The following is a 25250-nucleotide window of genomic DNA, read 5'->3' on the forward strand; positions in this document are numbered from 1 at the left end:
ACACCTGGTACGCGATCGTGGAGCGGCTGGCGGCGGGGCCCGGGGAGCCGCTGGCCGAGGAGTCGCGGGCGCGGGCGAGGGCCGAGCATCCGCTGCCCGAACGCTATGAGTTCCGCATGCGGCCCGCATAGCAGGCGTGCGCCTTGCGGGGGTGGGTGGCGTGGTGCCTGCGGTGTGAGGTGTGGTGCTGAGGCTTGTGGGGGTGCGGTCCGCATGGCGTCGCCCTGTCGGGGCACCCGGTCGGGGACGTCAGCACACCACACGACCAGGCAGGAGCCGCGACCGTGAAGACACCGCATGACCCCGGCGCGGACCCCGAGGACGAGGGGATCCCCGATCTGCAGGACGGCACGCCCGAGCAGCAGCGGGCCGAGGACCCGGAACAGTTGCCCGTGCCCGGGGACGAGCCGACCATCGCCGCATACCGCGACACCACGAGCGCGGAGACGCGTGAGCGGGAATCGCTCGACGAGCGGCTGGCCGATGAGGAGCCGGATACGGGGGAGCCCCTCGGCACCGAGGCAGAACCGGCGGGGCTGCTGTACGACGAGCCGGATCCCGAGCTCCCGCGTGAGCAGGACGTCTACTCCCAGGAGGGCTCGACCAGCGGGCTGTCCGCCGAGGAGGAGGCGGTCCGGATCAAGAGCGATGAGCTACGCGATGTGGACGACCTCTACGAGGAGGTCGACGACGAGGAGATCACCGCGGATCCGGGACCGCCCTCCTGACGGTCCGCCCTCCTGACGGGTCTGCCGGATGGTGAGTTCACTGGCGGGTCACGCCATCGGGTTCCGGTCGACGTACTCGAAGATCGAGCCGTCGGGGTGACGGGCGACCAGGGTGCGGCCCACGGGGGCGGGCAGCGGACCGGCGACGATCTGCCCGCCCACCGCCGTGAGATCGGCGATGGCCTGGTCCACGTCCTTCACCGCGATCGTCGCCGTGATCTTGCGGAGAATCGCCAGCTCCGACTCGGGGCCGCTCATCAGGAAGAAGCAGCCGACCGCCGCGACCGAGACGGGGCCGCGTTGGAAGCGCACCGCCTCGGCTCCCGTCAGCCGTTCGTAGACCGTGATCGCCGAGTCCAGATCGTCGACGCACACACGGAGTGAAGTCCCCAGAATATCCATGCGGGCGAGCCTAGTTGAACTGCTCAGACGCGGCAGAGGATCTCACCGTGCAGGACGGCGAACCAGCCGTCCGGGGCCTCGCCCCAGGTCCGCCACGCGCCCGCGATGGCCCGCAGCTCCTCCTCGGTGGCGTGACCGCCGTCCACCGCGAGCCGGGCATAGGCGGAGGCGACCGTGCGGTCCGCCCACAGACCGCTCCACCACGCCCGCTCCTCCTCGGTGGCGTAACACCACGCCGTGGCGGTCGAGGTGATGTCGGTGAACCCCGCCTCCAGGGCCCAGGAGCGCAGTCGGCGCCCGGCGTCCGGCTCGCCGCCGTTGGCCCGTGCGACCCGGTGGTACAGATCCAGCCAGCCGTCCAGCTCCGGAACGGACGGGTACCAGGTCATGGCGGCGTAGTCGGAGTCGCGCACCGCCACGAGCCCGCCCGGCGCGCAGACCCGCCGCATCTCGCGCAGCGCCCCCACCGGATCGCCGACGTGCTGGAGCACCTGGTGGGCGTGGACCACGCAGAAGGAGTCGTCGGGGTAATCCAGCGCGTGGACGTCGGCGACCGCGAAGGAGACATTGGCCAGCCCGCGCTCCTCGGCCACCGAGCGGGCCCGCTCCAGGACGGAGTCCTCGGCGTCGACGCCCGTGACCTGCCCCTGCGGGACCAGCTCGGCCAGGTCGGCGGTGATGGTGCCGGGCCCGCAGCCGATGTCCAGGATCCGCATATGGGGCTTGAGGTGCCCGGTCAGATACGCGGCGGAGTTGGCCGCCGTGCGCCAGGTGTGCGAGCGCAGCACCGACTCGTGGTGGCCGTGGGTGTAAACGGCGGTGTCCTTCGACATGGCGGAACTCCCCCTTCGGGCCCGGTGATCGAGAGGTTCCACCGTAGAGGGCATCTCGTATCGCGAGAAGAACCGTCTCAGGATGCGGGCGGGGTGGGCGAGTCGTGGTCGGTCGTGGTCGTCCTGGCGAAGGGGCGCGAAGCCGTCGGGCGAAGGCGGCGACGGCATGGTGGCGACGGGACGGTGGCGAAGAGGCGGTGGTGAAGGCGTGGCGGCCACGGGACGAACGGCGACGGGAGGGTGGCGAAGGGGTGGCGGGGCGAGGAGACGGCGGCGGGGCGCGGGGATCAGGTACGGCGGCATCGTCGGCGAGGCGCCACATGGCGAAGGGGCGGCGGGGAAGACCCCGCCGCCCCTTCGGCGGCTCACCACGCGCGGCTTCAGGGCGGCTCCGGCGCACGGCCGGGAGTCGGCTCCGGCACATCGCTGAGACGGATCACGCCCAGCGGGCGCCCCGCCTCGACCACCGGAAGCCGCCGCACCGCATGGCGCCGCATCAACGCCGCCGCCGTGGCCACCTCCTCGTCCGGCCCGATGGTCACCGGGTCCGCGGTGCACACCGTGTGGCAGGTGACCGCGAGGGGATCGACGCCCTCGGCGACCGCGCGCAGCGTGATGTCACGGTCGGTGAGCACCCCGAGCAGCTCTCCGTCATGGGCCACCATCACCTCGCCGATGTCCTGTGCGCGCATCAGCTGGGCGGCCTCCACCAGCGAGGCGTCGGGGTGGACGGAGATCATGGGCCGCGTCATGACGTCCCGCACACAGTGCGGCGGGTCCTGGGACATCTGTCCACTCCTTCGTGGGGGATGTGCTGCCCGCAGTACCCCCGCCCGGCCAGGCTATGCGCGGCGGACGTCCGCCGTTCCCTACTCGCGCCCGCGCGGGTGCAGCCCCAGCGCCGTGACCACCTCCTGCACGGTGTGGAACGTCCGGTCCGCGGGCAGCTCCTCGGCCAGGGAGATCAGACCGTCCGGTGCGTGGCGTTCCTCCAGGGCGCGCAGCAGCGCTTCACGATCCGCGGGGAACGCCGTACGCCCCAGCCGGCGCGCGAACTCGAACCGCACCGCTTCGGCCTGACCGGTCGTCCCACGGGCCGGGACCGGTCCCAGGGTCACATCGGGGTCGTCGTCGGCGGCCGGTTCCGGGTCGTGCCACTCCTCGACCCGGGTCGGGTGTCCGGAGCGGATCAGCCCTTGCAGCTCGTGCTTCATCTCTTCGTCCTTGTGGACGCTCAGCCGGTCGCTGCCTCGCTGCATGTCGGTCCCCTTCCTCAGCGGGTCCGTTGTGTCTCTCGGGTCGGTCGCTGTCCCGAGAGGTGTCGATCCGCGGTGTCGATCCGCGGTGTCAATCCGCGTCGCCCCCGTACGGCCAGCGCAGGAGTGCGCCCAGACCGCCCACCGGGAGGTCGCCGCCGTGCGGGTCCCCTTCGGCGGGCGGCAGCGTCAGCACCTCGGCGCCGGTGACCGCGGCCGAGCGGATCAGCGCGTCGTCGGCGCGGGCCGGGAACGGCCGGGTGTCGCCCAGATACTGGACATCGGTCCGGCGCAGTGCCAGCTGGTCCGGTTCGGCGCCCACCCATACCTCGCGGTAGAGATCGGCACCGTCGGGGCGTATCAGCAACGAGCCTATGCGGTGCTCCCGCGCCGCGTCGACCAGCGCCGGAACCCCCTCGGCGGCCTCCACGCGCCCGTGCGAGGGCGTCCGGCCGGCCCGGAACCGCTCGAGCGCCGCCTCGTCGCGCTCCCGGGTGTACCGGGCGCGGGCCTCGTCCACGTCCTGCTCCAGCAGCCGGGCGGCGTGGGTGCCGTGCGGGGCGGAACCGGCGGCCCGGCCGCCGTGCGAGGTCTCCACGGCCGCCGAGCGCAGCGCCTTGGGCAGGTGGTCGTGGACCGCGCGCCGCTCGCGCGGGTCCCCGGCCAGCACCAGCAGTTCCGCCTCGGTCTCCTCCTGGCAGACGCGCAGCTCCTCGGCGATCAGCGCCGCGTTCTGCTCCCAGGTGTTCTCCGTCTTGAGCTGGAAGTGGCGTTCCGACCAGTCGGCGCTGGCGGTCCGGTGCACCGGCCACTGGCGTCCCTGCACCGAGCCGACCCGGTCGCCGCCGCGTCCGTCGTGCAGCTCGACGTCCGCGCCGGTGCGGTCGATGTAGGCCACCAGGCAGGACGGGTCCTCGCCGGTCAGCTCCAGCAGCGGTCCCACGTGCGGAAGCCCCGACCAGCACGGGGCCTCGCCCAGCGGTGGCGGGGTCAGCAACGGGGTTTCGACGACGACCTCACCGGCCGTGGCGAAGACGGCCCATCCGGCCGGCCCGGCGCCGGCCGACCCGGTGCCGGGCGGCAGCGCGGTCAGCCTGTCGTAGACCGCGCGGCAGGTCGCCTGGTCGGCGCCCTGCCGCTCCAGCCGGCGGCTCGCCTCGCGGGCGGCGCGTTCCTGCTCCTCGGCCGCGGACTCGTCGGGGTGCGAGGTGTCGAAGTAGACGCTGGCCCAGGGGCCCGGGCGGTCGTAGAGCGGTTGGAGATGTCCGAGTCGCATGTACTCCCTCCAGCAATTGCGTGCCCCACGCGTACCCGTTACAACGGCATCGACACGAGGTTGTGGAACCGGCCGCGGAGACGTTTGACGTCCCCGGGGGCGGGGACCCGTCGTCCGGCCGAGCGGCCTCCGCAGGGAGTGAGGAGCGGCGTCGGACGTGGGACATCAGGGGCCACGTCCGACGCCGTGCCCTGCGTGTGCGACGCCGTGCCCTGCGTGTGCGCCGTGCGGTTGCCGTTGCCTGCCGGGCTGTGGTGGCGTGCGCGTGCCCCTGGTCTGCTCTGCCCTGTCCTTTCATGTCATGTCCTGCTCTGCCTGCTGGCTGCTGCGGTCGCTGGGCGTGTTGGGCCTGCTTGCTGTGCGCGTGGTGGTGGCGTGCCTGCCGTGCCCGCGTGGGCGTCCCGTGCCTTGCGGCCTGCGCTGCCTGCCGTTCCCGCGTGGCCGTGCCTGGTGTTACCGGCGGCGGGGCATGGGTACCCGCCGGTACATGACTGACAAATCGGCCTATCCCAAGGCGGGCATACCGTCGGCCGGTGACCTGGCGGAGCCGGTCGCACGGGCCGTCCGCGAAGAAGTCCGCAGAGAGCTGCGGGAACAGTCCGGGCGACGCGCGGTCCGTCTCTACGGTGGCGCGGCGGCGGCCGCGCTCTACGCGGGGGCTGCGCTGACGGCGTGCCTGGTGCTCCTCTTCGCCATCGCCCTTCCGGCGTGGGCTGCGGCGCTGGTCGTTTTCGCGCTGTTGCTAGTCGCGGCGGGGTGGCTCAAGAACTCCGCGGCGCAGGCGGCGGGGCCCGGGGCGCCGTCCGGGCCCGCCGCGCGACCCGCCGCGCCGTCTGGGCCGTCGGGTCCCGCCGCGCCGTCTGGGCCCGGTCCCGCTGCGACTCCGGGGCCTTCCGCTCCGTCGGGACCCCCGACGCCTCCGAGTCCTGGCCCTCCCCCGTCGCCAGGGCCCGGGGAACATCATCGGCCGCCCCAGCCCCCGCCTCCGCCGCCTCCGCTGGCGGGGTGATCACCCATGGCTGAGAATCCGCTGCTGACCAGGCACGGCGAGGCGCTCGACCTCTTCACCGAGCGCGTGCACGCGATCCGGCCCGACCAGTGGGACGATCCGACGCCCTGCGCCGAGTGGACCGTACGCGATCTGGTGAACCATCTCGCGGTCGAGCAGATGTGGGTGCCGCCGCTGGTCCGCGAGGGGGCGAGCATGGCCGACCAGGGCGATGCGCTGGAGGGTGATCTGCTCGGTGACGACCCGGTCGCCACGTGGGACGCGGCGGCGGCCGCGGCGCGGGACGCCTTCCGGGAGCCGGGCGCGCTCGACCGGATGGTCGAGCTCTCGTACGGGGAGAGCCCCGCCACCCACTACTGCGCCCAGATGACGGCTGACGCGGCCGTGCACGCGTGGGATCTGTCCCGGGCCATTGGGGCGGACGAGCGCATCCCGAAGCCGTTGGTGGACTTCTCGGTGCGGGAGGTCGCGCCGTACGCGGCGGATCTGGAGGAGAGCGGACTTTTCGCGGCGCCCGTCGATCCGCCGCCGGGGGCGGATGCGCAGGTTCGGCTGCTGGCGCTGCTTGGGCGCGAGCCGTAGGTCGGGTGGGCGTGAGCCCCCACCCCGCCCCTTCCCAATGCTCCAGACGGGTAGTTCTGGAGTGATCGGCAGTGACAGTAACGCAGCAGGTCACAGCAGTCTCGTACTCCTTGCGCTCCCCGGGCATGGAGACGAATGCGACGATAGGGAGCGGCGTCGCTGAGACCCCGCGAGGGGTCTGGTGCGTCCGGATTCCGCGTCCGTACTGTCCTGTCGAGCATCGAAACCCCCGTTCCCGCCCACCATGGCAGGTACGGGATTTCAGCCTCTCACCGGTTGCTTGGCTTGCGATGTGCCAGCGCTGGAATTGCGGCGATGGAGTCAGGGCCAAGGCGGTCCCAGAAGATTCCGGGTGGACGTGGGTGGGGTGGACACTCGATAGTTTCATCTGGAGTAACAATGAGGTCCACTCGAAAGTCGTGTTCGGACTCGGGTAGCGCTTCTTTCACGACTTGGAGAGGGTGAACCGTAGTCGCGATAAGTGTGTTCGGGCCGATGAGACCAGCTTCTTGCAATAGGGCTACTTCAATATCGGAGTATCCGGCGCCTTTCCCTAGTCGTACGCCCTCTGGGTTAACGGCAACACTTCCGCACACGATCAAGTCAACAACCGGCATCTCATGCACTCCTACCGGCTGCGCGACTTTTGCTGCTGTTCGCCGTTCGGCGGCTTCGTTCGGCGGAACACTGAGATTTTCAGGGTCCAAGAGGTAGAAAGGATTCTCCGTCGCCAGCTTCGGCGATGCCATATAAATCCGTTTGCCCTCTTGGAGTGCCCGAGCGCGCACAGGCAACTGGGCTTTGTCTGGAACCGCCTTGATGACTCTTGCAGTCTGCCAGGCAAGGTGTTCAGCGAGGCGGGCAGCGGCGGCGTCTGCACCGATGAAAGAAGGGATACGGCCCGTCACGTCCCCGTGCGTGGGTTCCAGTAGAGCCCAGACATGTTCGCGGACGGCTTGTTTGGCACGCTGAACTTGCGCCCTATTCATCGATGCCTCTTTCTGCTTATGCGGATGCAATGAGATTCAGAAGCCGGTCATTGAGTTCATGCACTACTGGTACGGCTCGCCAGGGTTGCAGTTCGCGACCTGCCTGAAAGATGAGGTTCAGCCCGCCGCCACCTCGGTTGCGTTCGACGACGTCAATCGCTTTGCCGAGTGTACTGGCAGCTTCCTCTACCTTCCGTTGTCTAATGTACGCAAGCGTCAGATTCCCCAAAGCGATGGCATGAGATTTTGATCCCTCGCGCAGCTCTTTAGCTGTGTCCTCCAGGACTTTCTGTGCGCGAGTAGTTTCATTTAGGAAAAGAAAGCAGGACCCGGCCAGTCGCCCGAACAGTCCAGGTGTGAACATCGACATGGCGGCATCGTTGGTACTAACTTGACTGAAATGCCATTCGGCGTTTCTCAGTGACTTTTCGCAGTCTCGGCGTTGTTGCAACATCGCATAAGCCTCGGCCGTGTGCAGCACAGCCAGTCCCGCAAGGACATGGCTGGCATCCTTAACCGTGTCGGCGGAGCGCTGTGCAATTTCTAGGCCAGTACGCGGGTTCTTCTCGCCATATAGGGCAACAAAAGAAGTGCGTAGTGAGGCCAGCCCCTCGGCAACGGGGTCGCGTAATTCGCGTGCCGCCTCGGCGGCTTGAGCGAAGTAAGTGCGAGGGGTGTCGTGGTCGGTCCTCCCCGAAGCATCCCAGACCAATTGACCCATTAATGTGGAGGCTTCCGTCTGTGCGGCATAGAGATCTCGGCGAACGGCATATGTGGTCGTTTGAGTATGCCAGTACGCGAGTTGCCCTAAATGCTGCCCGACTTCGGCGATGAGAGCTGTAGACGGCTCTGTGGCATAGCGCGTTTCCAGGGTTTGCACTTGTTGCCGGAGTTCAGCTACCGCCAATAGATCGAGGGTTCCGGGGTTCTCCCGAACGTACGGAGTACGCGCCTTGGCCTGGGAAACAGTCACAGCCTCGAAGGTAGTTCCGCCGTTGGTGGCTCCGCCAATATCATGTGAGGAACCCTCCCATGGCCGTTTCGGCAGTCCGAGCATTTCGCCGGGAATGCCGAAGCCGTCGGCAATACGTTCGATCACTTGTTGGCCGCGTACGCCACGGACACCCCGGATGATGTCGCTCACGCGGGAACTCGTCATCTTGCCGATAGCAGCGGCAATGTCCGCATGGCTGGATCCTGTACGCCTGTTGACGAGGCGGAAAATCTCCCGGAAGTTGCGGGTGGCGCATGCCCGCTGCATGGCCTCGCTCCCGAGGAGCGCATCAGGAATCGTCAGCGCGTAGCCCGCGCGTTGCGTCTCGCGTTCGTCCATGGCCCACCTAGCAGGGACGGAGGTGATCTCCCCAGAGTAGTCCCCGGTTCCCCGCAACAGGGTTCCCCAAAGTCGTTTGCGGGGTTCCCCGTTCGCGGTTCTGTCGGGGGTCGGCTGCCTCGAAGCTCGTGGGACACGTGCAGCGCGCCTCAAGGGTGCCCCCGCGACGGGCGAACGTCCGGGGGCGCGGGCTACCTGCACACATGAGAGAAAGGACAGGCAGCCGTGCGCAAGAGTAGCCACGATCACCCGAACGTGGGGACATTGGTAGGAGTTACGGCCACGGACCGTCTGGGCAGTTACGTGGGCCGGGGCGGGCCATACTTCATGCTCAGGCCCCGGCACGATGGCAAAGAATGGCAGGAACGCCCGGAAGACCTTTGCCCGGCAGAGGTGAGTCGTGCCTGAGCGTGAAGTCTCCGAACATCCCCGTGCCGCCGACCTTGAGCAACTTCAAGCCGCGTATCTCATGCACCGGGGCGAGTGCCAGACGTGCACGCCCGACCGGTCGTGCGACATAGCGCGACGGCTGGAAGAGGCACGGCGTACGGCGGGGATGCCATGAGAGCGGGCTGTGTGGAGTGCGCCCGCCTGGCGCGTGAGAAGGAATCGGCACGGAATGCCGGCGACCTGAGCAAGGCCACCGACTGTGCCGTGTTACTGAGGCGGCACCCGGACCACAGCAACAAGAGCGCTCACGCCGGACGGGGGAGGGCATGACTCGGGCTACCTACCGGTTCCGTAAGTTCCGACTCATCCCGGACACCGAGCCTGACGCCGAACCGATCACGTTCACCATGCAGTGCGCGGTGTGCGAGCAGACCGGGGAGCCCAGCGACGAGCAGGCCGCTGCGCACGTGTGGGCGACCGGCCACCTGAAAGCGAACCCGGAGCACTTCACCTATCGGGAGATCATCATCGGCCCCTGCCGGTTTGAACCGGGAGCGTGGCAGTGACGCGAACCATTCTGAAGGGCTCGGACCTGGTGCTCAGCGCCGAACGCGGGCAGGGAGCGCCGGACGGGATCTATCTCGCCGAGTGCATGACCTGCCCTGCCACGTCAGGGCGGGTGGACAGCGATCCCGGTCCCGTCGCGCGCTGGGCCATCCTCCACACCCAGCAACAAGGGCTGCATCATGGTCAGTTCCTCGTGACCGTTGAGCGTCATTGGCGCGTGGACCCCATACGCCCTCGGGACGGACACGGCACGGCCACGCTGCCCCCGATCCGTAGCGCCAGCACGCGGACGCCCGCCACACATCGCGCCCCCGGATGCTGGGGCGCCTGCTGGCGGCGCATCGTGGCGTGGCTGGGGCGATTCGCCGGACCGTTGGTCCTGACCACGTTCCTCGTGGCCGCCGGACTCGGCGGTTACCTCATCGGGACCGGTCAGGACACCGGCTGACCCGCTGATGACGCCCGCACGGCCGGGGATGCTCCCCCGTAGCCCCCGGATGGGGGCATGCGTGTGCCCGCCGCCCTGGGGCGGGGGCCAAGCACGGCACACGTAGGCGCAAGCCTGCCGACACGGAGGCGTGGGGCGGAGGGATCTCCGCCCCACGCTGCTCCCGCGTACCACCCGCACCCTCACGCACCGGCACCGGGGTGAACCGCGTCCCGCGCTTCGCGCCTCGCGTCCCGCGGAATTCAGCAGCGCACCCGTGGCCGGTCCCAGTGCCGGTGGGCGGCTATCGCTTCGGTGAAGGCCCGGGTGAACTCCTCGCTCGCCGTGCCCGTCGTCGCGTCCGTGACCACGCCGCGGTCGGCACACACGTGGCCGTGGCCCGAGGCGATGTGGAGGCCCTCCGGCTCCAGCGAGGCCAGGATGCCGACGCCCGAGCCGAGTGCCCCGATGGGTTTGCCGTGGCGGTAGGCGTCGCGGACGAAGCGCATGGCCGCGCTGTCCGAGGCCAGGTCGGGGGTGCCGGTGGGGCCGCCGGGGAGGAGGACGGCGTCGTAGAGGACGGAGGCGACCGTGGGGAGGGCGCGGTCGACCGCGTAGCCGTTGCCGTCGGCGCCGCGCACCTTGCCGTCGTGTGGAGCGAGGGCCTCGACGACGGCGCCCTGGGCGGTGAGCGCCTCCTGGGCCTGGGTGAGCTGGCCGGCGTCCACCCCGTCCGTGACCAGTACCGCGATCTGGCGGGTGCGGATCGAGCCGTCGCCCTGGAGGTTGTCGAAGCTCAGCGCGGGCGAGGCTTGCGGTTTGTGGTTGTTGGCGCCCGGCTCGGGCAGCGCCACGCCGATGCCCTGGGCCACCTGCGAGGCCAGGTCGTAGTCGACGTGGGCCAGTTGCTCGACCGTGCGCTCCCGCACGTGCACCGCCTCGACCTTGCCCAGCTCGAAGCGGAAGGCGTCGACGATGTGGCGTTTCTCCCAGTCGCTCATGCTGTTCCAGAACAGCGCGGCCTGGCTGTAGAAGTCCTTGAAGGACTCGCTCCGCTTGCGGATCTTGTGGCCCTCGACCCGCTCCGCGTAGTGGGAGAAGGCGTAGCCGTCCGCGCCCGCGATCGCCGGGCAGCCCCCGCCGAGGGAGTTGGGGGAGTAGCTGGTGCCCCTGTGGATCGCGGTCTGGTGGTAGCCGTCCCGCTGGTTGGTCCGGGGCGGGACGACCGGCTGGTTGACCGGGAGCTGCGCGAAGTTGGGGCCGCCCAGCCGGATCAGCTGGGTGTCCAGGTAGGAGAAGTTCCGGGCCTGGAGCAGCGGGTCGTTGGTGAAGTCGATACCGGGGACGACGTTCGCGGTGTGGAAGGCCACCTGCTCGGTCTCCGCGAAGAAGTTGTCCGGGTTGCGGTTCAGCACCATGTGGCCGATCGGGCGCACCGGCACCTGTTCCTCCGGGATGATCTTCGTGGCGTCCAGCAGGTCGAAGTCGAAGTTGAACTCGTCCTCCTCCGGGACCAGCTGCACCCCCAGCTCGTACTCGGGGTACTCGCCCGCCTCGATCGCCTGCCACAGATCGCGCCGGTTGAAGTCCGGGTCGCGGCCCTGGCACTCCTGTGCCTCGTCCCACACCAGCGAGTGGACGCCGAGCTTCGGCTTCCAGTGGAACTTCACGAACGTGCCGCGCCCCCGCGCGTCCACGAAGCGGAAGGTGTGCACCCCGAAGCCCTGCATCATCCGGTAGCTGCGCGGAATCGCCCGGTCCGACATCAGCCACATCATCATGTGCATGGTCTCGGGCTGGAGCGAGACGAAGTCCCACAGGGTGTCATGGGCGGAGGCGCCGGTCGGGATCTCGTTGTGCGGCTCCGGCTTGAGCGCGTGCACGAAGTCGGGGAACTTGATCCCGTCCTGGATGAAGAAGACCGGCATGTTGTTGCCGACCAGGTCGTAGTTGCCCTCCGAGGTGTAGAACTTCGTCGCGAAGCCCCGCACGTCCCGCACCGTGTCCGCCGACCCCCGGGGCCCCTGCACGGTGGAGAACCGTACGAAGACCGGGGTGCGCACGGACGGGTCCTGGAGGAAGGCGGCGCGGGTGAACTCCGCGCAGGACTCGTACGGCTCGAAGTAGCCGTACGCGCCCGCGCCCCGCGCGTGCACCACCCGCTCCGGGATGCGCTCGTGGTCGAAGTGGGTCAGCTTCTCGCGGAAGTGGAAGTCCTCCATCAGGGTCGGGCCGCGCTCACCCACCGTGAGGGAGTCATCGGTGTGGTCGACCGCCACGCCCTGGTCGGTGGTCAGCGGTCCTTCGGCGGGATCGGCGGCGCGGTACTTCTCGCGCTGCCGTTCCTTGCGGTCCTCCGTCATTGTGCCGATCCCTTCGTCGAGCCCTTCGCCGCCTTCGTGAACTCCTCCAGGAACGCCTCGCGGAACGCCTTGAGGTCGTCGGGCTTACGGCTGGTGATCAGGGTGTTGGGACCCCCGGTGCAGACCTTGACCTGCTCGTCCACCCACACCCCGCCGGCGTTGGTGATGTCGGTGCGCAGACTCGGCCAGGAGGTGAGGGTGCGGCCGCGCACGACATCGGCTTCCACCAGCGTCCAGGGGGCGTGGCAGATCGCGGCCACCGGTTTGCCCGCGTCGAAGAAGCTCTTGGCGAAGGCGACGGCCGTCTTGTCCAGGCGCAGGAAGTCGGGGTTGGCCACCCCGCCCGGCAGCACCAGGGCGTCGTACTCCTCGGCCGTCGCGTCCTTCACCACCTGGTCGACCTCGAAGGTGTCCGCCTTGTCGAGATGGTCGAAAGCCTGGATACGGCCGGGCTTGGTGGACACCAGCCGGGGGGTGCCGCCGGCGTCGCGGACCGCCTGCCAGGGGTCGGTCAGCTCGACCTGTTCCACGCCTTCCGGGGCGACGAGAAAGGCGACCTTCATTGCTGCTCACGTCCTTCCGGTCCGGGTGTCGCGTCCGTCCGGTGCGGCGGGTAGCCAGCGGGACGGGGTCGAAACGGGAACATCACGCCTCGTCGGAGGTCACGCCTCGTCGGAGGTCTTCTTCCGGTGCGGCCAGAACTCCTGCACCTTCGCCTTCAGCCCCTGGCGGATCATGCTCGCCCGGTCGGGGTCCCCCTTGATGATCGACTCCACCGTGGCCTCCATCTGCTCCCAGGTGGCGTGCGGCGGGATCGGCGGCACGGCCGGGTCGGTGAGGAACTCCACGACCACCGGGCCGTCCGCGCTCAGCGCGTCGCGCCACGCCTGCTCGACCTGCTCGGGCTTCTCCACCCGGATGCCGGTCATGCCCAGCGATTCCGCGAACCGCGCGTAGGACACGTCGGGGATCTCCTGCGAGGGCCGGAACTGCGGTGCGCCGCCCATCGCCCGCATCTCCCAGGTGACCTGGTTGAGGTCCTGGTTGTTCCAGACGCCGATCACCAGCCGGGGGTCCTCCCACTCATGGCGGTACTTGGCCACTGTGATCAGCTCCGCCAGGCCGTTCATCTGCATCGCGCCGTCCCCGACCAGCGCCACCGCCGGCCGGTCCGGACGCGCGAACTTGGCGCCGATCGCGTACGGCACCCCGCAGCCCATCGTGGCCAGCGTGCCCGACAGCGAGGCGCGCATCTCGCCGCGCATCGTCAGATGGCGGGCGTACCAGTTGGCGACGGAGCCGGAGTCGCAGGTGAGGACGGCGTCGGAGGGCAGCAGCGGGTCCAGGCAGCGGGCCACGTACTCGGGGTTGACCGGGTCGGCGGACACCTCCGCGCGCAGCGCCATCACCTCGCGCCAGCGCCGGACCCCGCCGATGATCTCCTCCTGCCAGTCGCGTGCCTCCTTGCGCTCCAGCAGCGGCAGCAGCCGCAGCAGGGTCTCGCGGGCGTCGCCGACCAGGTTGACCTCGTACGGATAGCGCATCCCGATCATGTGCGGATCGAGATCGATCTGCACCCCGCGCGCCGTGCCGAACTCCGGCAGGAACTGGGCGTAGGGAAAGCTGGAGCCGATCGTCAGCAGCGTGTCGCAGTCCCGCATCATCTCGTACGAGGGGCGGGTGCCCAGCAGCCCGATGGGCCCGGTGACGTAGGGCAGTTCGTCGCTGAGCGCGTCCAGGCCGAGCAGCGCCTTGGCGACCCCGGCGCCGAGGGTTTCGGCGATCCGCTGGACCTCCTGACGCGCCCCGGCGGCGCCCTGGCCGACCAGGATCGCGACCCGCTCGCCCGCGTTCAGCACCTCCGCGGCCCGCTGCACGGCGGTGCTGGACGGCACCGCGGACCAGCCGCTGCGGTCCAGGCTGGAGGGCACCATCTTGAACTCGTGGGTGGGCGGGGAGTAGTCCAGCTCCTGCACATCCGCCGGAATGATCACGGCGGTGGGGGCGCGGCGGGCGTAGGCGGTGCGGATCGCCCGGTCCAGGACGTTGGGCAGCTGCTCGGGGACGGTGACCGTCTCCAGGAAGTCGGAGGCCACGTCCTTGTAGAGGCTGTGCAGATCCACCTCCTGCTGGTACGAGCCGCCCATCGCGCTGCGGTGGGTCTGGCCGACCAGGGCCACCACCGGCACATGGTCCAGCTTGGCGTCGTACAACCCGTTCAGCAGGTGGATCGCGCCGGGACCCGAGGTGGCCGCGCACACGCCGAGACGGCCGCTGAACTTCGCGTAGCCGACGGCGTCGAAGGCCGCCATCTCCTCGTGCCGGGCCTGGATGAACCGGGGCTCGTTCTCGGCCCGCCCCCACGCGGCGAGCAGGCCGTTGATTCCGTCACCCGGGTAGCCGAAGACATGCTCGACGCCCCACTCGGAGAGCCGGGCGAGGATGTAGTCGGCCACTTTCATGGTCATGTGGGTCATCACTCCGTTCGGCGGGTTCCCACCGCTTGGGGTGGTCGGGTCTCATCTGTTCGTGGGCTGTTCGTGAGCTGTTCTCCGGCTGTTCGTCGGCTGCTCTTCGGCACCGATGGGCTCTTCGGGCCTCAGCCGACCACCTGCGGCAGCACCTTGGTGCGGTAGAAGTCGAAGAAGCCGCGCTGATCGGGGCCGATCTGATTGACGTAGACGGTGTCGAATCCGGCCTCGGCGTACGCGTTCAGCGCGCGGATGTGCGCCTCGGCGCCATCCCCGCAGACCACCCGCTCGGACAGCCGCTCGGGGGTGACCAGCTGGGTGGCCTGCTCGAACTGGCCCGGGGTGGTCAGCGTCGTCAGCAGCGCCCCGGGCAGCGCCTCGGACGGCCACAGCCGGTGCACGGTGCGCAGCGCCTCGTCGGGGTCCGGGCCGTAGCAGACCTTCAGCCCGCCTCGGGCCGGTTTGGTGTTGCCGCCGGCGCCGCTGCCGCGCCGGAACCGCGCCACCAGCTCGGCGTCCGGGACCATGGTGATGAAGCCGTCGCCGACCCGCCCGGCCAGCGCCGCGGCGGCCGATCCGAAGGCCGCGATGTCGATGGGCACCGGCTCCTCGGGCACCGTGTACAGCCGCGCGTTCTCCACCGTGTAGTGCTTGCCGTGGTGGGTGACGCGGCGCCCCTCGAACAGCTGGCGCATCACCATCACGGCCTCCTCCAGCATCTCCAGCCGGACCGGCGCGGGCGGCCAGTGGTCGCCGAGCACGTGCTCGTTCAGCGCCTCGCCGCTGCCCACGCCCAGCCGGAAGCGGCCCTCCAGCAGCACCGCGCTGGTCGCGGCGGCCTGGGCCACGACGGCGGGGTGGAGCCGGATGGTGGGGCAGGTCACGGCGGTCTGTACGGGCAGGCTGGTGGCCTGCGCGAGGGCGCCGATCACCGACCAGACGAAGGGACTCTGCCCCTGGGCGTCGTTCCAGGGGTGGTAGTGATCCGAGATCCACAACGCGTGGAACCCGGCCTGCTCCGCCATCCGGGCCTGCTCGACAAGGTCCGTGGGCCCGTGTTCTTCGGCGGCCAGGAAATAGCCGTACTCGGTCATGGGGCCCTCCTCGAGCGCGGATGCGGCAGATGCGACGGGTAACCGGCGCTCGGGGAAGGAAACCTCGTTCGGCGCGGCGCGGGGCGCCCCGTGGGCGTGCCTCCGTGCCTCCGCGCCGCGCCGTGCCTCCGCGCCGCTCCGCGCCTCCGCGCCGCCGACCCGAGCGGCTCCGCGCCGCCGCGCCGAGCGCCGCCGGCCCGGCGGTTCCGCGCCTCGCCGTCTCGGCGGCTTACGCCTCGGCGGCCGGGGCGGGTGCCGTCGTGCGCGGCATGGCCAGGGCGAGGTGGCGGGAGATCCGGTCCGCCACGCCCGCCTCCGCCATCCCGAAGGCGCCCCGCCCGCCGGTGCGGAAGAGGGTGAGCGCCCCGCGCACCGGGTCCGTGGCGGAGGCGCGCAGGGGTATGCACAGCAGCGAGGTGACCTCCTCCCGCACCAGCACGGGCGCGCCCGTCGCGTCCCGGCCGAAGGCGTCGGCGTCGGGCGGGCTCACCCGCAGTGCGGAGACCCCGTCGGACAGCGCGTCCACCACCACCGGGCAGCTCGCCGGATCCTGCTTGGCCAGGGACGCCGTACGCTCGTCCGCCGCGTCCCACGGCCCGAGCGCCACCACCCGGCGCGGGACGCCGGACGCGGTCTCCGGGGCCAGGTCGGCGATCACCCAGTCCGCGAACCGGCCGTGCAGCACCTCCGCGGCCCGGACCAGCACGGCCTCCGGGCCGCCACCGTCGAGCGCCACCTTCAGCAGCGCCGTCGTCATGTCGTCGACCAGGTCCAGCAGTTCGGCGTGGCGGGTCACCTCCGCCAGGTCGGGCCGGACTTCCGGGTACCACACCCCCGGCGCCGCCCCCGCCTCCGCCGGATGGCCGGTCACCCCGGGCTGGAACGCCGCCAGCACCGCCGGACGGGGTTCGCCCGGCGGGCGCAGCGCTGCCAGGGTCACCCGCACCTCGCCGTCGGCCGACGGCTGCGAGAGCCGCACCGTCAGACTGCGGTCGCCCTCGCCGCGGGCGACCGCGGCGACCTGCGAGCGCAGCGCGGCCTGCCCGTCGCGCCGCAGCGACGCGGCGAGCGGGCGCCCGGTGGCGTATCCGGCGCGGGTGTGGAACAGCTGGGTGGCGGCGAAGTTCATCCGCCGCACCACCGATTCGCGGTCCAGCAGCACCGCCGCGACCGGCATCCGCTGGAACAGCGCCCGCAGCAGCTGCTGTTCCTGCCGGTCGCCCCGGCCCCCGCCGGTGGTCCGGGAGGCGGCCACCAGCTCCTCGTACCGCGGCCACAGCACGTCCACCATGTGCTGGAGCTCGAAAAGAGCGGCGTCCAGCAAGGACAGCCGCTCCTGTGAGGGCAGCGCTCGCGCGGCCCGCAACTCGTCAACACGTCTGCGGAAATCCGTGAGCTCCGCACCAAATTCCTGCGCCCCTGGCATGGGCACACCGTAGCCTGACCGGCCGCCGCGCACGGCAAGGGTGGTGTTTTCCGCTCAATGGCGTGGGAAGTCGAAAAAAATCGGGGCCCCGGCGGGAACGGGGCCGGACGAGCGCAGCACACGGGAGTGAAGCGCAGCACACGGGAGTGAAAGGACTGGACTCGGCGATGCCCGGACGCACGCACAGCCGCCCGACCTGCCAGATCGACGCGCCGACCCTCGGCCGCGGCCTGGCCGAGCTGGCCGAGCAGGCCGCCGCCGGCACCCCCGACAGCTGCGGGGCCACCGCCACCGCCGTGCTCGCCCAGGACTCTCTCCGCGAGGCGGCCGAGGACCCGACCACCGCGGCCACCCACCCCGATCTGTCCGCGCTGGTGTCGGTCCAGCTGCACTCGGGGGAGGGCCCGATCCTCGCGGCGCTGGACACCGGCCGCCCGGCGGGCGCCGACGACCTGCTCCACGACGACCGCTGGCCGTGCTACCGGGCGCGGGCGCTGGACGCGGGGGTGCGGTCCACCGCCACGCTGCCCTTCGCCTGCGACGGACTCACCGTGACCGTCTCGGTTTACGGGCTGCGCCCCGGCCCCCTGAAGAAGGCCGCCCAGGGCGTCACCGGACTGCTCGGCGACCTGGCCACCGAGTCCATGGCCCGGGACCGGCTCTACCGGGCCGCCCTGGCCCAGGTGGGCCAGCTGGACGAGGCGCTGCGCAGCAGGCCGGTGGTCGACCAGGCGTGCGGAATCGTCATGTACGTCCTGGGGTGCGACCCGGACCAGGCGTTCGACCTGCTGCGCCGCCTGTCCCAGCGGTCCAACCGCAAGCTCACCGAGCTCGCCGAGACCGTGGTGCGCACCCGCGGCCGCGGCCTGGAGAAGAACCTCATCGCGTTCGGCCGGTCAGCTGCTCGCGGACCCGGTCGGCCAGCGTCCGCCCCGGACCGGGACCTTCCGGAGTGACCGGCGGCGCGCTCCGCGCCGCGGCCGTCGTCTCACCGACGCGCAGGCCCAGCGCCATCCGCTCCTCGGGGGTGAGCCGCTCCCGCAGCTCGGGGAAGACCAGGTCCTCCTCGCCGCGGATGTGCCGGGAGACCACGTCCATCAGGTCCTGGACCAGCGGGTCGAACCGGCGGTCCAGGGGGTCCACGGCGTCCAGGTCGGACAGGATCCGCTCGGCCTCGGTCAGCTCCTCGATCTCCTGGTCGGCGATCCGGTCGCCGTCCGGGAGCGCCTTGCGGACCGTGGGGTACAGATGAGCCTCCTCGGCCACGGAGTGCCGCACCACCTCGACCGTGATCCGGTTCACCAGCCGGCGCCGCCGCCCGGGGTCGGGTGTGGCCCGGTAGCCCGCGAAGAGATCGCGCACCGCGCGGTGGTCCGCGGTGAGCACCTCCACCACATCGTGTTGTTCCGGCGTCGCTGTCATGGCGCCCGGGTGCCCCGGCCCCCTTCCGCGAAACGGTGCCGGAGATCTGCGAAGGTGGACATACGTGGGCCGTTTACGCGCCGGTGACAGGCGGAGGTGTGGCGAATGCAGCGGCAGTGGACCGCCCCGGCTCCGGCGGACCGGGACGACGGCGGGCTGCCGGTCCTCCCGGAGCTGCTCGACAGCTTCGTCGCGGCGGCCGGGCGCACCACGCCGGAGCCGGTCGGCGGCTCCGCCGCACTGCGCTCGGCCGCCTGCGGCTACTGGTCACGGCGCGGGCTGTGGACCGACCCGGAGCACGTCGTGGTCGCCCCCGGCGCCGAGCCGCTGCTGCTGGCGCTGCTCGCCTCGGCCTCCGGCGGCGATGTGCTGCTGCCCCGTCCGTGCGCCGCCTGGTACGCGCCGCTGGTGCGGCTGGTGGGCCGGCGCGGCCACCACGCGCCCGTCCCGGCCGAGTGCGGCGGGCTGCCCGACCCGTTCGCGCTGCTGGAGACCGTCCGCAGGATCCGCGCCGAGGGCGGGGTGCCCCGGGTCCTGCTGCTGTCCGTGGCCGACGACCCCACCGGTACGGTGGCCCCGCCCGAGCTGCTGCACGAGGTGTGCGAGGCGGCCGTGGCCGAGGGGCTGCTGATCGTCAGCGATGAGACCTGGCGGGACACCGTCCACCATCCGCACGGCACGGTGCTGCTCAGCCCCGCCGAGATGAGCCCGGGACACGTGATCGTGCTCTCCGATCTGGTGGGCGCCTTCACCCCGGCGGGCTGGCCGGCCGCGATGGCAAGGTTCCCGGCCACCGAGCGCGGTGTGGAGCTGCGCGGCCGGGTGCTGTCCCTGCTCACCGCCGTACGGTCCGGGCTGCCCGCCCCCATCGCCGCGGCCGCCCGCTACGCCCTGGGCGAGCCGGAACCGGTCCGGGAGCGGATGTCCGCCGTGGCCCGCGTGCACGGGGCGGTGGCCGCCGCGGCCTACCGCACGCTGACCGCCGTGGGGGCGCTGTGCCGCCCGCCGCAGGCCGGCCGCCACCTGTACGCCGACCTCGACGAGCTGCGCGGGGTGCTCGCCGCCCGGGGCATCACCGACTCGGTGGAGCTGGAGCGCGAGCTGACCCGGCGGCTCGGCGGGAGCGTGGCCGGGGGCCATCGCTTCGGCGACCCCCCGCACACCCTGCGGCTGCGGCTGGCGACCCTGCCGCTGCTCGGCGCCGCGGAGGAGTCGCGGCTGCGGGCGCTCCGGGCGCCGGACCCGCTGGAACTGCCCCATGTGGCCATGGCGTTGACCGCCTTCGAGACGGCCCTGGGCGATCTGGTCGGGGACAGACCGGTGACCTGAGCCGCCGGGGGCCGCCCCGATGAGGCCCCGGCGCGCCGGGGCCGGCCCGGATACGGAAGGGAGTGAGGTCATGACCGACCACGCCGAGCAGGCGGAGCCGGCGGAACCGGCCGAGCGCAGCCGCGCCCAGCACGGCGCCGCCGCCCGGCCCCGGCTGGTCCCGGCCGTGCCCGAACCGGCCGCCCCGCGTCCGCTGGGGGAGGTGCGCCGCTGGCCGAGGTCGTTCCTGGACCGGCTCAGTTCCCCGCTGCCGGGGGTGCGGGCGGTGGCCCGGCTGGCCCGGGAGGGCCGGCTCAGGCCGCCGGTGGAGGTTCTCCGCCAGATCCCCGAGCTGCCCTTCGAACCGGGTCCGCTGCCGCCGGTCGGCCCCGGCCGGACCGCGCTCACCTGGGCCGGGCACGCCAGTTGGGTGGTGCGCACCGGCGGGCTCACCGTGCTCACCGACCCGGTCTGGGCCCGCAGGATCCTCGGCACCCCGGCCCGGATCACCCCGGTGGGGGTCCGCTGGGAGGACCTGCCGCCGGTCGACGCCGTCGTCATCAGCCACAACCACTACGACCACCTGGACGCGCCCACGGTCAAGCGGCTGCCGAGGTCCACGCCGGTGTTCGTGCCCGCCGGGCTCGCCCGCTGGTTCCGGACGCGCGGATTCACCCGGGTGACCGAGCTGGACTGGTGGGAGGCGGCCGAACTGCCCGGCGAGGACGGCCCGGTCCGTTTCGACTTCGTCCCGGCCCACCACTGGAGCAAGCGCACCCTCACCGACACCTGCCGCTCGCTGTGGGGCGGATGGGTCATCACCGCGCCCGGCGGACGGCGGGTGTACTTCGCCGGGGACACCGGCTACGGCCCCTGGTTCCAGCAGATCGGCCGCCGGTACCCGGGCATCGACGTGGCGCTGCTGCCCATCGGCGCCTACGAGCCGCGCTGGATGCTCCGCGCGGTGCACACCGATCCGGAGGAGGCCGTACGGGCGCACCGGGACCTGGGGGCGCGGGTGCTGGCGCCCATGCACTGGTCGACCTTCCTGCTGTCGGCCGAGCCGCCCCTGGAGCCGCTGCACCGGATCCGCGCGGCCTGGGAGGCCACCGGCCGCCCGCGCGAGGAGCTGTGGGACCTGCCGGTCGGGGCGTCCCGCGTGCTGGAATGAACCCCTCACCCGCCCTCCATGCGGGCGAATCTGACGCATGGATGATAGAGGTGACATAAGTGGCGAGTGGTGCGAAGCGCACCTAACTTCCTGTTCATGCGTACTCCGAAACTTCGTCACCTCGCGGGCCTCACGGCCGTCCTCGTCATCGAACTCGCCCAGCTCCCCGGGGCCCACGCCGCGCCCGCCGACCAGGCCGCGACCCGCCACGTGGTCCAGCCGGGCCAGTCCATCCAGGCCGCCGTGGACGCCGCCGCGCCCGGCGACACCATCGAGATCCGGCCCGGCACCTACCGGGAGAACCTCCAGATCACCACCGACCGGCTGACCCTGCGCGGCGCGGGCGGGACCACCGTGCTCACCCCGGCCGAGCAGCCGTCGGACAACGCCTGCGGCGCGGCCGGTCACGGCATCTGCGTCACCGGGACGGCCCAGGACCCCGTCTCGGATGTACGGATCAGCTCACTGAAGGTCACCGGCTTCGCCAAGAACGGCATCTGGGGCTCCGGCACCGACCGGATGACCGTGCGGGACACCGTCGCGGAGCGGAACGGCCAGCAGGGCCTGGGCCAGGAGCTGTCCACCCGCGGCGCCTTCGTCGGCAACGTCTCGCGGAACAACGGGCAGTCCGGCGTCTTCCTGGCCAACACCATCGACGCCGAGGGCGGTGCCACCGACACCCTGGGCACCGTGGTCGCGGGCAACGAGCTCAGCGCCAACCGGAACGGGGTCGTGGTCCGCCGGCTGCGCGACCTCACGGTCGAGCGGAACACCATCACCGGCAACTGCGCCGGGGTCTTCGTCGTCGGCGACGAGTCCACCCCGCGCGCCGGGGATCTGACCGTCCGCCTCAACACCGTCACCGGGAACAACGCCTACTGCGCGGCCACCGACCGGCTCCCCTTCATCCAGGGCGCCGGGATCGTGCTCACCGGCGCCGAGGGCACCCGGGTGACGGCCAATCAGGTGCACGACAACGTGGGCACCTCGCCCATGTCCGGCGGGATCGTGCTCTTCACCAGCGTCGTCGGCGCCCCCAACGCCCAGAACGCCATCAGCCAGAACGTGCTCAGCGGCAACAAGCCGGCCGACCTGGCCGACCGGGACAACGGCCCCGGCAACACCTTCACCGCCAATGTGTGCGCGCTCTCCGAGCCCACCGGCCGGTGCGGTACGGCGGCGTCATGACCACCGCCGGGACCACCACCCCCGCGGCCGCCGGCCCGGCACCGGCCGGGCTCCCGCCGGCCATGCGGCTGCGGGAGGTCGTCTTCGGCGCCGCCCGCGCGGCCTCGGTGCGCGCCGCGGTCCGGCTGCGGATCGCCGACGTGCTGGGGGAGCGGCCCGCCTCGCTGGGGGAACTGGCCTCCGCCGTGGACGTCGAGCCCGATCCGCTGCGCCGGCTGCTGCGCTCCCTGGCCTGCTGCCAGATCTTCGCCGAGACCGACGACGGCCGCTTCCGGCACACCGAGATGTCCCGGCTGCTGCGCGAGGACGCCCCGGGGAGTCTGCGGAACATCGCCCTGTGGTGCACCGAGCCGTGGACCTGGGAGGCGTGGCCGCTGCTGGACCGGGCGGTGCGCACCGGCGGCTGTGTCGTCGAGGAGATCCACGGCAAGGACTTCTTCGCCTATCTCCACGAGGACGCGCCCGAGTCGGCCCGGGTGTTCGACGCCGCCATGACCACCTCCAGCCGGCAGTCCGCCGCCGATGTCGCCGCCTTCCTCGACCTCGACGGGGTCAAGGAGGTGGTGGACATCGGCGGCGGTCAGGGGCAGGTGCTGGCCAACGTGCTGGAGAAGCACCCCGCCCTGCACGGCGTGCTGCTGGACCTGCCGCAGGTGGTGGCGCACGCCGATCCGCGGCTGCGGGACGGCGGGCCGCTGGCCTCGCGGGCGACCCTGGTGCCCGGCGACTGCCGCCGGGAGGTCCCCGTCGAGGCCGACCTCTACCTCATCAAGAACATCCTCGAATGGGACGACGAGAGCACCCGCCGCACGCTCGCCAACGTGGTCGCGGCGGCACGCCCCGGCGCCCGGGTGGTCGTCATCGAGAACCTCGTCGACCACAGCCCCTCCTCCTTCACCACGGCGATGGACCTGCTCCTGCTGCTCAACGTGGGCGGCCGGAAGCACACCGAGGACAGCATGCGCACGCGGATGACCGAGGCCGGTCTGAACGTGACCGACATCCGGCCCGTCAACGGCACTCTGCACGCCTTCGACTCCACGGTGCCCGCCATCACCCCCACGGCCCGCCGTTAGCCGCGTACGCCACGGTGCCCGCGTCGTCCTTCCTCGACGACGCGGGCACCGTGGCGGTTTTTACGGGCCGGCTGCTCAGCTGTACCGGTACGAGGCGAGGTGCGCGAACGCCACCACATTGGCCGTGTAGTCGTTGACCGAGTGGTCGTAGGCGCCGCCGCAGGTGATCAGCCGCAGCTGGGCGTCTGGGGTGTCCCCGTACACCTTCTCGTCCGGGAAGGCGTCCTTCTTGAACGTCTTGATCTTGTCGACGACGAACGTCGCCATGATCCCGTCCTCGCGGGTGATGACCACCTTGTCGCCGGGCTTGAGCTGGCTGAGGGTGGCGAACACCGCCGGGCCGGTCTTGGTGTCCACATGTCCGGCCACGATGGCGTTGCCGCGCTCACCGGGCGAGGGGCCGCCCTGGAACCAGCCCACCAGGTTCTGCTCGGTGTCCGGGGGCGGGACCAGCACACCCTGGGCGTCGAGCGACAGCGGGGTGAACGGCGCGCTCACCCCGATCGAGGGGATCTCCAGGAAGGAGGCGGGGGAGCGCGGCAGCGCCGGTCCGGGACGGGACTCCGGGGCCGCCGCCGACTCCGCGGAGTCCGGGGACTCCTCCTCCAGCGAGGTGTCGTTCTCCGGTTCGGAGACGGAGGCGGGGGTGCTGGCCGTGTGCCTGGCCGCCGGTGCCGGCGGCGCCGGGGTGTTCTGGGAGGCGGCGTCGACGGAGTTGTAGATCAGGAAGACGCCGATGATGGCCGACGCGGCGGCCCAGCGGAGGATGCGGGTGTTGCCGTCGGTGGCGCCCTGCTTGGCCGGCTTTCCCATAGGGGTGTTCGCCTTTCTCACAGCGCTCGTGGCGCTGCCGTGGCACCACCGCTGGGCGGAGGTGCCACGGCAGCACGGATGACGAAAGCGTCAGGCTCAGATCGCGGTGCCGGTCGGCTTGCGGCGGCGCAGAGCGTAGGCGCCGGCGCCCAGACCACCGAGGAGCAGGACGGAGCCGGCGGCCATGCCGCTGCCCGTGGTGGCCAGGCCGCCACCACCGGTGTGGACGCCGCCACGGGGCTTCTCGCCCTTCTCGTGCTCCTTCCAGGAGCCGCCGGACCACTCGTGGTCCTTCTTGAACTCGTGCTCCCGGCCGAAGCCGTGCTCCTCGCGGCCCTCGTCCTTGCCGAAGCCGTGCTCCTCGCGGCCCTCGTCCTTGCCGAAGTGGTGCTCCTCGCGGCCCTCGTCCTTGCCGAAGCCGTGCTCCTCCTTGCCTTCCTCCTTGCCCTCCTCCTTGCCGAAGCCGTGCTCTTCCCGGCCCTCTTCCTTGCCCCGCTCTTCCTTGCCGTGCTCTTCCTTGCCCTGCTCCTCCTTGCCGTGCTCTTGCTTGCCGTGCTCCTCCCGGCCGTGGTCCTCGTTGTCCTTCCAGGAGCTGCCGCTCTGGCCGTAGCCGTCCTCGGAGGACTCCTGGCTGCTCGAGTACCCACCGTGACCGCCCGGGTCCGAGACGTCAGCGGCGAACGCGGCGGCGGGGGCGCCCAGGGTCAGGGTGGCGGCAATCGCCGCCCCGGTGAAGAGTGCGCGAGTAGATCGCATGAGTCATTCCTTCCGGCGCCGTCGCGATACTGACTATTTGCCAGATAAAGGGATCGCAGCGGCGTCTCATCCACCGTCAGCGAAGAGCGCCCCCCCTGCCACTCGGCACGGCCCGCGATCCGCTCGGTTGTAAGCCCTCTGGGTGGAGATAAGCGGGATGATCACTCATTTGCCGCGCGAACGGACTGATGCCCTGTCACCTTTTCGGGCGCACGGCATTCCGATGAGCCCAGTAGTGTGAGATTTCCTTTTCCGGCGCATGACGACGTGCCGGACGGAGCGCGGAATCCGGCACTTGGCGAGACGCATGACGAAAAGGGCCGCCGGGAGACGGACATCTCCTCCGGCGGCCCTCGCGGGGCGACGCGCC

General features: G+C 71.2%; 25 protein-coding genes. 10 read left to right on the forward strand and 15 right to left on the reverse strand.

The genetic code is table 11. The annotated features are described in order from the left end of the window. Positions 1-284 precede the first annotated feature (284 nt). Positions 285-728: a hypothetical protein gene (locus AXW62_RS10065; protein WP_060944206.1), complete on the forward strand. Its 444-nt coding sequence runs from the start codon at positions 285-287 to the stop codon at positions 726-728. Positions 729-776: 48 nt separating this feature from the next. Here the strand turns inward: AXW62_RS10065 and AXW62_RS10070 are convergent, their stop codons facing one another. The 5 genes from AXW62_RS10070 to AXW62_RS10090 form a co-directional block, all read right to left on the reverse strand. Continuing rightward, entirely contained in the window at positions 777-1130 is a 354-nt protein-coding gene (locus AXW62_RS10070; protein ID WP_030832553.1) for a VOC family protein, read from the reverse strand. 23 nt (positions 1131-1153) lie between these two features. Further along, on the reverse strand, positions 1154-1963 hold the full coding sequence (locus tag AXW62_RS10075) for a class I SAM-dependent methyltransferase (protein ID WP_060944207.1): 810 nt from the start codon (positions 1961-1963) through the stop codon (positions 1154-1156). Positions 1964-2343: 380 nt separating this feature from the next. After that, positions 2344-2751: a CBS domain-containing protein gene (locus AXW62_RS10080; RefSeq protein WP_060944208.1), complete on the reverse strand. Its 408-nt coding sequence runs from the start codon at positions 2749-2751 to the stop codon at positions 2344-2346. An 81-nt stretch (positions 2752-2832) separates the two neighbouring features. After that, entirely contained in the window at positions 2833-3222 is a 390-nt protein-coding gene (locus AXW62_RS10085) for a DUF2795 domain-containing protein (protein WP_060944209.1), read from the reverse strand. A gap of 88 nt (positions 3223-3310) precedes the next feature. Then, the gene (locus AXW62_RS10090; protein ID WP_060944210.1) at positions 3311-4495 is read right to left on the reverse strand and encodes a baeRF2 domain-containing protein; all 1185 of its coding nucleotides are present in this window, start codon (positions 4493-4495) and stop codon (positions 3311-3313) included. A 487-nt stretch (positions 4496-4982) separates the two neighbouring features. On the opposite strand from AXW62_RS10090, the gene AXW62_RS47055 reads away from it, so the two are divergent. Next, a complete protein-coding gene (locus AXW62_RS47055; protein ID WP_159060851.1) occupies positions 4983-5504 on the forward strand; it encodes a phage holin family protein in 522 nt (173 codons plus the stop codon). Positions 5505-5510: 6 nt separating this feature from the next. Further along, entirely contained in the window at positions 5511-6086 is a 576-nt protein-coding gene (locus AXW62_RS10100) for a TIGR03086 family metal-binding protein (protein WP_060944212.1), read from the forward strand. A gap of 269 nt (positions 6087-6355) precedes the next feature. On the opposite strand, the gene AXW62_RS40660 is transcribed toward AXW62_RS10100, so the two are convergent. Next, on the reverse strand, positions 6356-7075 hold the full coding sequence (locus tag AXW62_RS40660; protein ID WP_079105777.1) for a 5-formyltetrahydrofolate cyclo-ligase: 720 nt from the start codon (positions 7073-7075) through the stop codon (positions 6356-6358). Positions 7076-7091: 16 nt separating this feature from the next. Beyond that, entirely contained in the window at positions 7092-8408 is a 1317-nt protein-coding gene (locus tag AXW62_RS40665; protein WP_252368563.1) for an NsdA family TPR-like regulatory protein, read from the reverse strand. 716 nt (positions 8409-9124) lie between these two features. Here AXW62_RS40665 and AXW62_RS10105 point away from each other — a divergent pair. Next, positions 9125-9364, forward strand: coding sequence for a DUF7848 domain-containing protein (locus tag AXW62_RS10105; protein ID WP_060944213.1), 240 nt, complete (start codon positions 9125-9127; stop codon positions 9362-9364). Further along, the gene (locus AXW62_RS10110) at positions 9361-9813 is read left to right on the forward strand and encodes a DUF7848 domain-containing protein (protein WP_060944214.1); all 453 of its coding nucleotides are present in this window, start codon (positions 9361-9363) and stop codon (positions 9811-9813) included. The genes AXW62_RS10105 and AXW62_RS10110 overlap by 4 nt, the downstream gene beginning before the upstream one ends. Before the next feature lie 242 nt (positions 9814-10055). On the opposite strand, the gene AXW62_RS10115 is transcribed toward AXW62_RS10110, so the two are convergent. From AXW62_RS10115 to AXW62_RS10135, 5 genes are all read right to left on the reverse strand, one after another. Then, a complete protein-coding gene (locus AXW62_RS10115; protein ID WP_060944215.1) occupies positions 10056-12155 on the reverse strand; it encodes a catalase in 2100 nt (699 codons plus the stop codon). After that, the gene (locus AXW62_RS10120) at positions 12152-12718 is read right to left on the reverse strand and encodes a type 1 glutamine amidotransferase domain-containing protein (RefSeq protein ID WP_060944216.1); all 567 of its coding nucleotides are present in this window, start codon (positions 12716-12718) and stop codon (positions 12152-12154) included. The genes AXW62_RS10115 and AXW62_RS10120 overlap by 4 nt, the downstream gene beginning before the upstream one ends. A gap of 99 nt (positions 12719-12817) precedes the next feature. Further along, positions 12818-14623 (reverse strand): thiamine pyrophosphate-requiring protein, encoded by a 1806-nt coding sequence (locus AXW62_RS10125; protein WP_060944231.1) that lies wholly within the window; start codon positions 14621-14623, stop codon positions 12818-12820. Between the two features lie 131 nt (positions 14624-14754). Further along, the gene (locus AXW62_RS10130) at positions 14755-15720 is read right to left on the reverse strand and encodes a TIGR03557 family F420-dependent LLM class oxidoreductase (RefSeq protein ID WP_060944217.1); all 966 of its coding nucleotides are present in this window, start codon (positions 15718-15720) and stop codon (positions 14755-14757) included. Between the two features lie 229 nt (positions 15721-15949). Continuing rightward, positions 15950-17146, reverse strand: coding sequence for a PAS domain-containing protein (locus tag AXW62_RS10135; protein WP_060944218.1), 1197 nt, complete (start codon positions 17144-17146; stop codon positions 15950-15952). 167 nt (positions 17147-17313) lie between these two features. Here AXW62_RS10135 and AXW62_RS10140 point away from each other — a divergent pair, with 167 nt between their 5' ends. After that, entirely contained in the window at positions 17314-18102 is a 789-nt protein-coding gene (locus AXW62_RS10140) for an ANTAR domain-containing response regulator (RefSeq protein WP_060944219.1), read from the forward strand. Here AXW62_RS10140 and AXW62_RS10145 read toward each other — a convergent pair. Next, entirely contained in the window at positions 18026-18568 is a 543-nt protein-coding gene (locus AXW62_RS10145; protein ID WP_030832525.1) for a hemerythrin domain-containing protein, read from the reverse strand. The genes AXW62_RS10140 and AXW62_RS10145 overlap by 77 nt on opposite strands. A 105-nt stretch (positions 18569-18673) precedes the next feature. Here AXW62_RS10145 and AXW62_RS10150 point away from each other — a divergent pair, with 105 nt between their 5' ends. The 4 genes from AXW62_RS10150 to AXW62_RS10165 all read left to right on the forward strand — a co-directional run bounded on the left by AXW62_RS10150 (position 18674) and on the right by AXW62_RS10165 (position 23311). Then, positions 18674-19897: an aminotransferase class I/II-fold pyridoxal phosphate-dependent enzyme gene (locus AXW62_RS10150; RefSeq protein WP_060944220.1), complete on the forward strand. Its 1224-nt coding sequence runs from the start codon at positions 18674-18676 to the stop codon at positions 19895-19897. Between the two features lie 70 nt (positions 19898-19967). Continuing rightward, positions 19968-21047 carry an MBL fold metallo-hydrolase gene (locus AXW62_RS10155; RefSeq protein ID WP_060944221.1) on the forward strand — a complete coding sequence of 360 codons (1080 nt, stop codon included), beginning with the start codon at positions 19968-19970 and terminating at the stop codon, positions 21045-21047. Positions 21048-21143: 96 nt separating this feature from the next. Next, complete coding sequence (locus AXW62_RS10160) at positions 21144-22235, forward strand: right-handed parallel beta-helix repeat-containing protein (RefSeq protein ID WP_060944222.1); 1092 nt, start codon at positions 21144-21146, stop codon at positions 22233-22235. Beyond that, on the forward strand, positions 22232-23311 hold the full coding sequence (locus AXW62_RS10165) for a methyltransferase (RefSeq protein ID WP_030832519.1): 1080 nt from the start codon (positions 22232-22234) through the stop codon (positions 23309-23311). Before AXW62_RS10160 ends, AXW62_RS10165 begins: the two co-directional genes overlap by 4 nt. A 75-nt stretch (positions 23312-23386) precedes the next feature. On the opposite strand, the gene AXW62_RS10170 is transcribed toward AXW62_RS10165, so the two are convergent. Both AXW62_RS10170 and AXW62_RS10175 read right to left on the reverse strand, forming a co-directional pair. Next, positions 23387-24124, reverse strand: coding sequence for a class F sortase (locus AXW62_RS10170; protein ID WP_060944223.1), 738 nt, complete (start codon positions 24122-24124; stop codon positions 23387-23389). Between the two features lie 96 nt (positions 24125-24220). After that, positions 24221-24880, reverse strand: coding sequence for a hypothetical protein (locus AXW62_RS10175; protein ID WP_060944224.1), 660 nt, complete (start codon positions 24878-24880; stop codon positions 24221-24223). Between the last annotated feature and the right edge of the window lie 370 nt (positions 24881-25250).

The sequence above is a fragment of the Streptomyces hygroscopicus subsp. hygroscopicus genome, from assembly GCF_001553455.1.
GTDB classification, from domain to species: Bacteria; Actinomycetota; Actinomycetes; order Streptomycetales; family Streptomycetaceae; genus Streptomyces; species Streptomyces hygroscopicus.

Coding starts and splice junctions, on each gene's coding strand:
- AXW62_RS10150 (WP_060944220.1), top strand. CDS start 18,674: ATGCAGCGGCAGTGGACCGCCCCGGCTCCGGCGGACCGGGACGACGGC.
- AXW62_RS47055 (WP_159060851.1), top strand. CDS start 4,983: ATGACTGACAAATCGGCCTATCCCAAGGCGGGCATACCGTCGGCCGGT.
- AXW62_RS10100 (WP_060944212.1), top strand. CDS start 5,511: ATGGCTGAGAATCCGCTGCTGACCAGGCACGGCGAGGCGCTCGACCTC.
- AXW62_RS10090 (WP_060944210.1), bottom strand. CDS start 4,495: ATGCGACTCGGACATCTCCAACCGCTCTACGACCGCCCGGGCCCCTGG.
- AXW62_RS10175 (WP_060944224.1), bottom strand. CDS start 24,880: ATGCGATCTACTCGCGCACTCTTCACCGGGGCGGCGATTGCCGCCACC.
- AXW62_RS10120 (WP_060944216.1), bottom strand. CDS start 12,718: ATGAAGGTCGCCTTTCTCGTCGCCCCGGAAGGCGTGGAACAGGTCGAG.
- AXW62_RS10130 (WP_060944217.1), bottom strand. CDS start 15,720: ATGACCGAGTACGGCTATTTCCTGGCCGCCGAAGAACACGGGCCCACG.
- AXW62_RS10115 (WP_060944215.1), bottom strand. CDS start 12,155: ATGACGGAGGACCGCAAGGAACGGCAGCGCGAGAAGTACCGCGCCGCC.
- AXW62_RS10165 (WP_030832519.1), top strand. CDS start 22,232: ATGACCACCGCCGGGACCACCACCCCCGCGGCCGCCGGCCCGGCACCG.
- AXW62_RS10135 (WP_060944218.1), bottom strand. CDS start 17,146: ATGCCAGGGGCGCAGGAATTTGGTGCGGAGCTCACGGATTTCCGCAGA.
- AXW62_RS10080 (WP_060944208.1), bottom strand. CDS start 2,751: ATGTCCCAGGACCCGCCGCACTGTGTGCGGGACGTCATGACGCGGCCC.
- AXW62_RS10075 (WP_060944207.1), bottom strand. CDS start 1,963: ATGTCGAAGGACACCGCCGTTTACACCCACGGCCACCACGAGTCGGTG.
- AXW62_RS10145 (WP_030832525.1), bottom strand. CDS start 18,568: ATGACAGCGACGCCGGAACAACACGATGTGGTGGAGGTGCTCACCGCG.
- AXW62_RS40665 (WP_252368563.1), bottom strand. CDS start 8,408: ATGGACGAACGCGAGACGCAACGCGCGGGCTACGCGCTGACGATTCCT.
- AXW62_RS10125 (WP_060944231.1), bottom strand. CDS start 14,623: ATGACCATGAAAGTGGCCGACTACATCCTCGCCCGGCTCTCCGAGTGG.
- AXW62_RS10160 (WP_060944222.1), top strand. CDS start 21,144: ATGCGTACTCCGAAACTTCGTCACCTCGCGGGCCTCACGGCCGTCCTC.
- AXW62_RS10070 (WP_030832553.1), bottom strand. CDS start 1,130: ATGGATATTCTGGGGACTTCACTCCGTGTGTGCGTCGACGATCTGGAC.
- AXW62_RS10155 (WP_060944221.1), top strand. CDS start 19,968: ATGACCGACCACGCCGAGCAGGCGGAGCCGGCGGAACCGGCCGAGCGC.
- AXW62_RS40660 (WP_079105777.1), bottom strand. CDS start 7,075: ATGAATAGGGCGCAAGTTCAGCGTGCCAAACAAGCCGTCCGCGAACAT.
- AXW62_RS10170 (WP_060944223.1), bottom strand. CDS start 24,124: ATGGGAAAGCCGGCCAAGCAGGGCGCCACCGACGGCAACACCCGCATC.
- AXW62_RS10105 (WP_060944213.1), top strand. CDS start 9,125: ATGACTCGGGCTACCTACCGGTTCCGTAAGTTCCGACTCATCCCGGAC.
- AXW62_RS10085 (WP_060944209.1), bottom strand. CDS start 3,222: ATGCAGCGAGGCAGCGACCGGCTGAGCGTCCACAAGGACGAAGAGATG.
- AXW62_RS10140 (WP_060944219.1), top strand. CDS start 17,314: ATGCCCGGACGCACGCACAGCCGCCCGACCTGCCAGATCGACGCGCCG.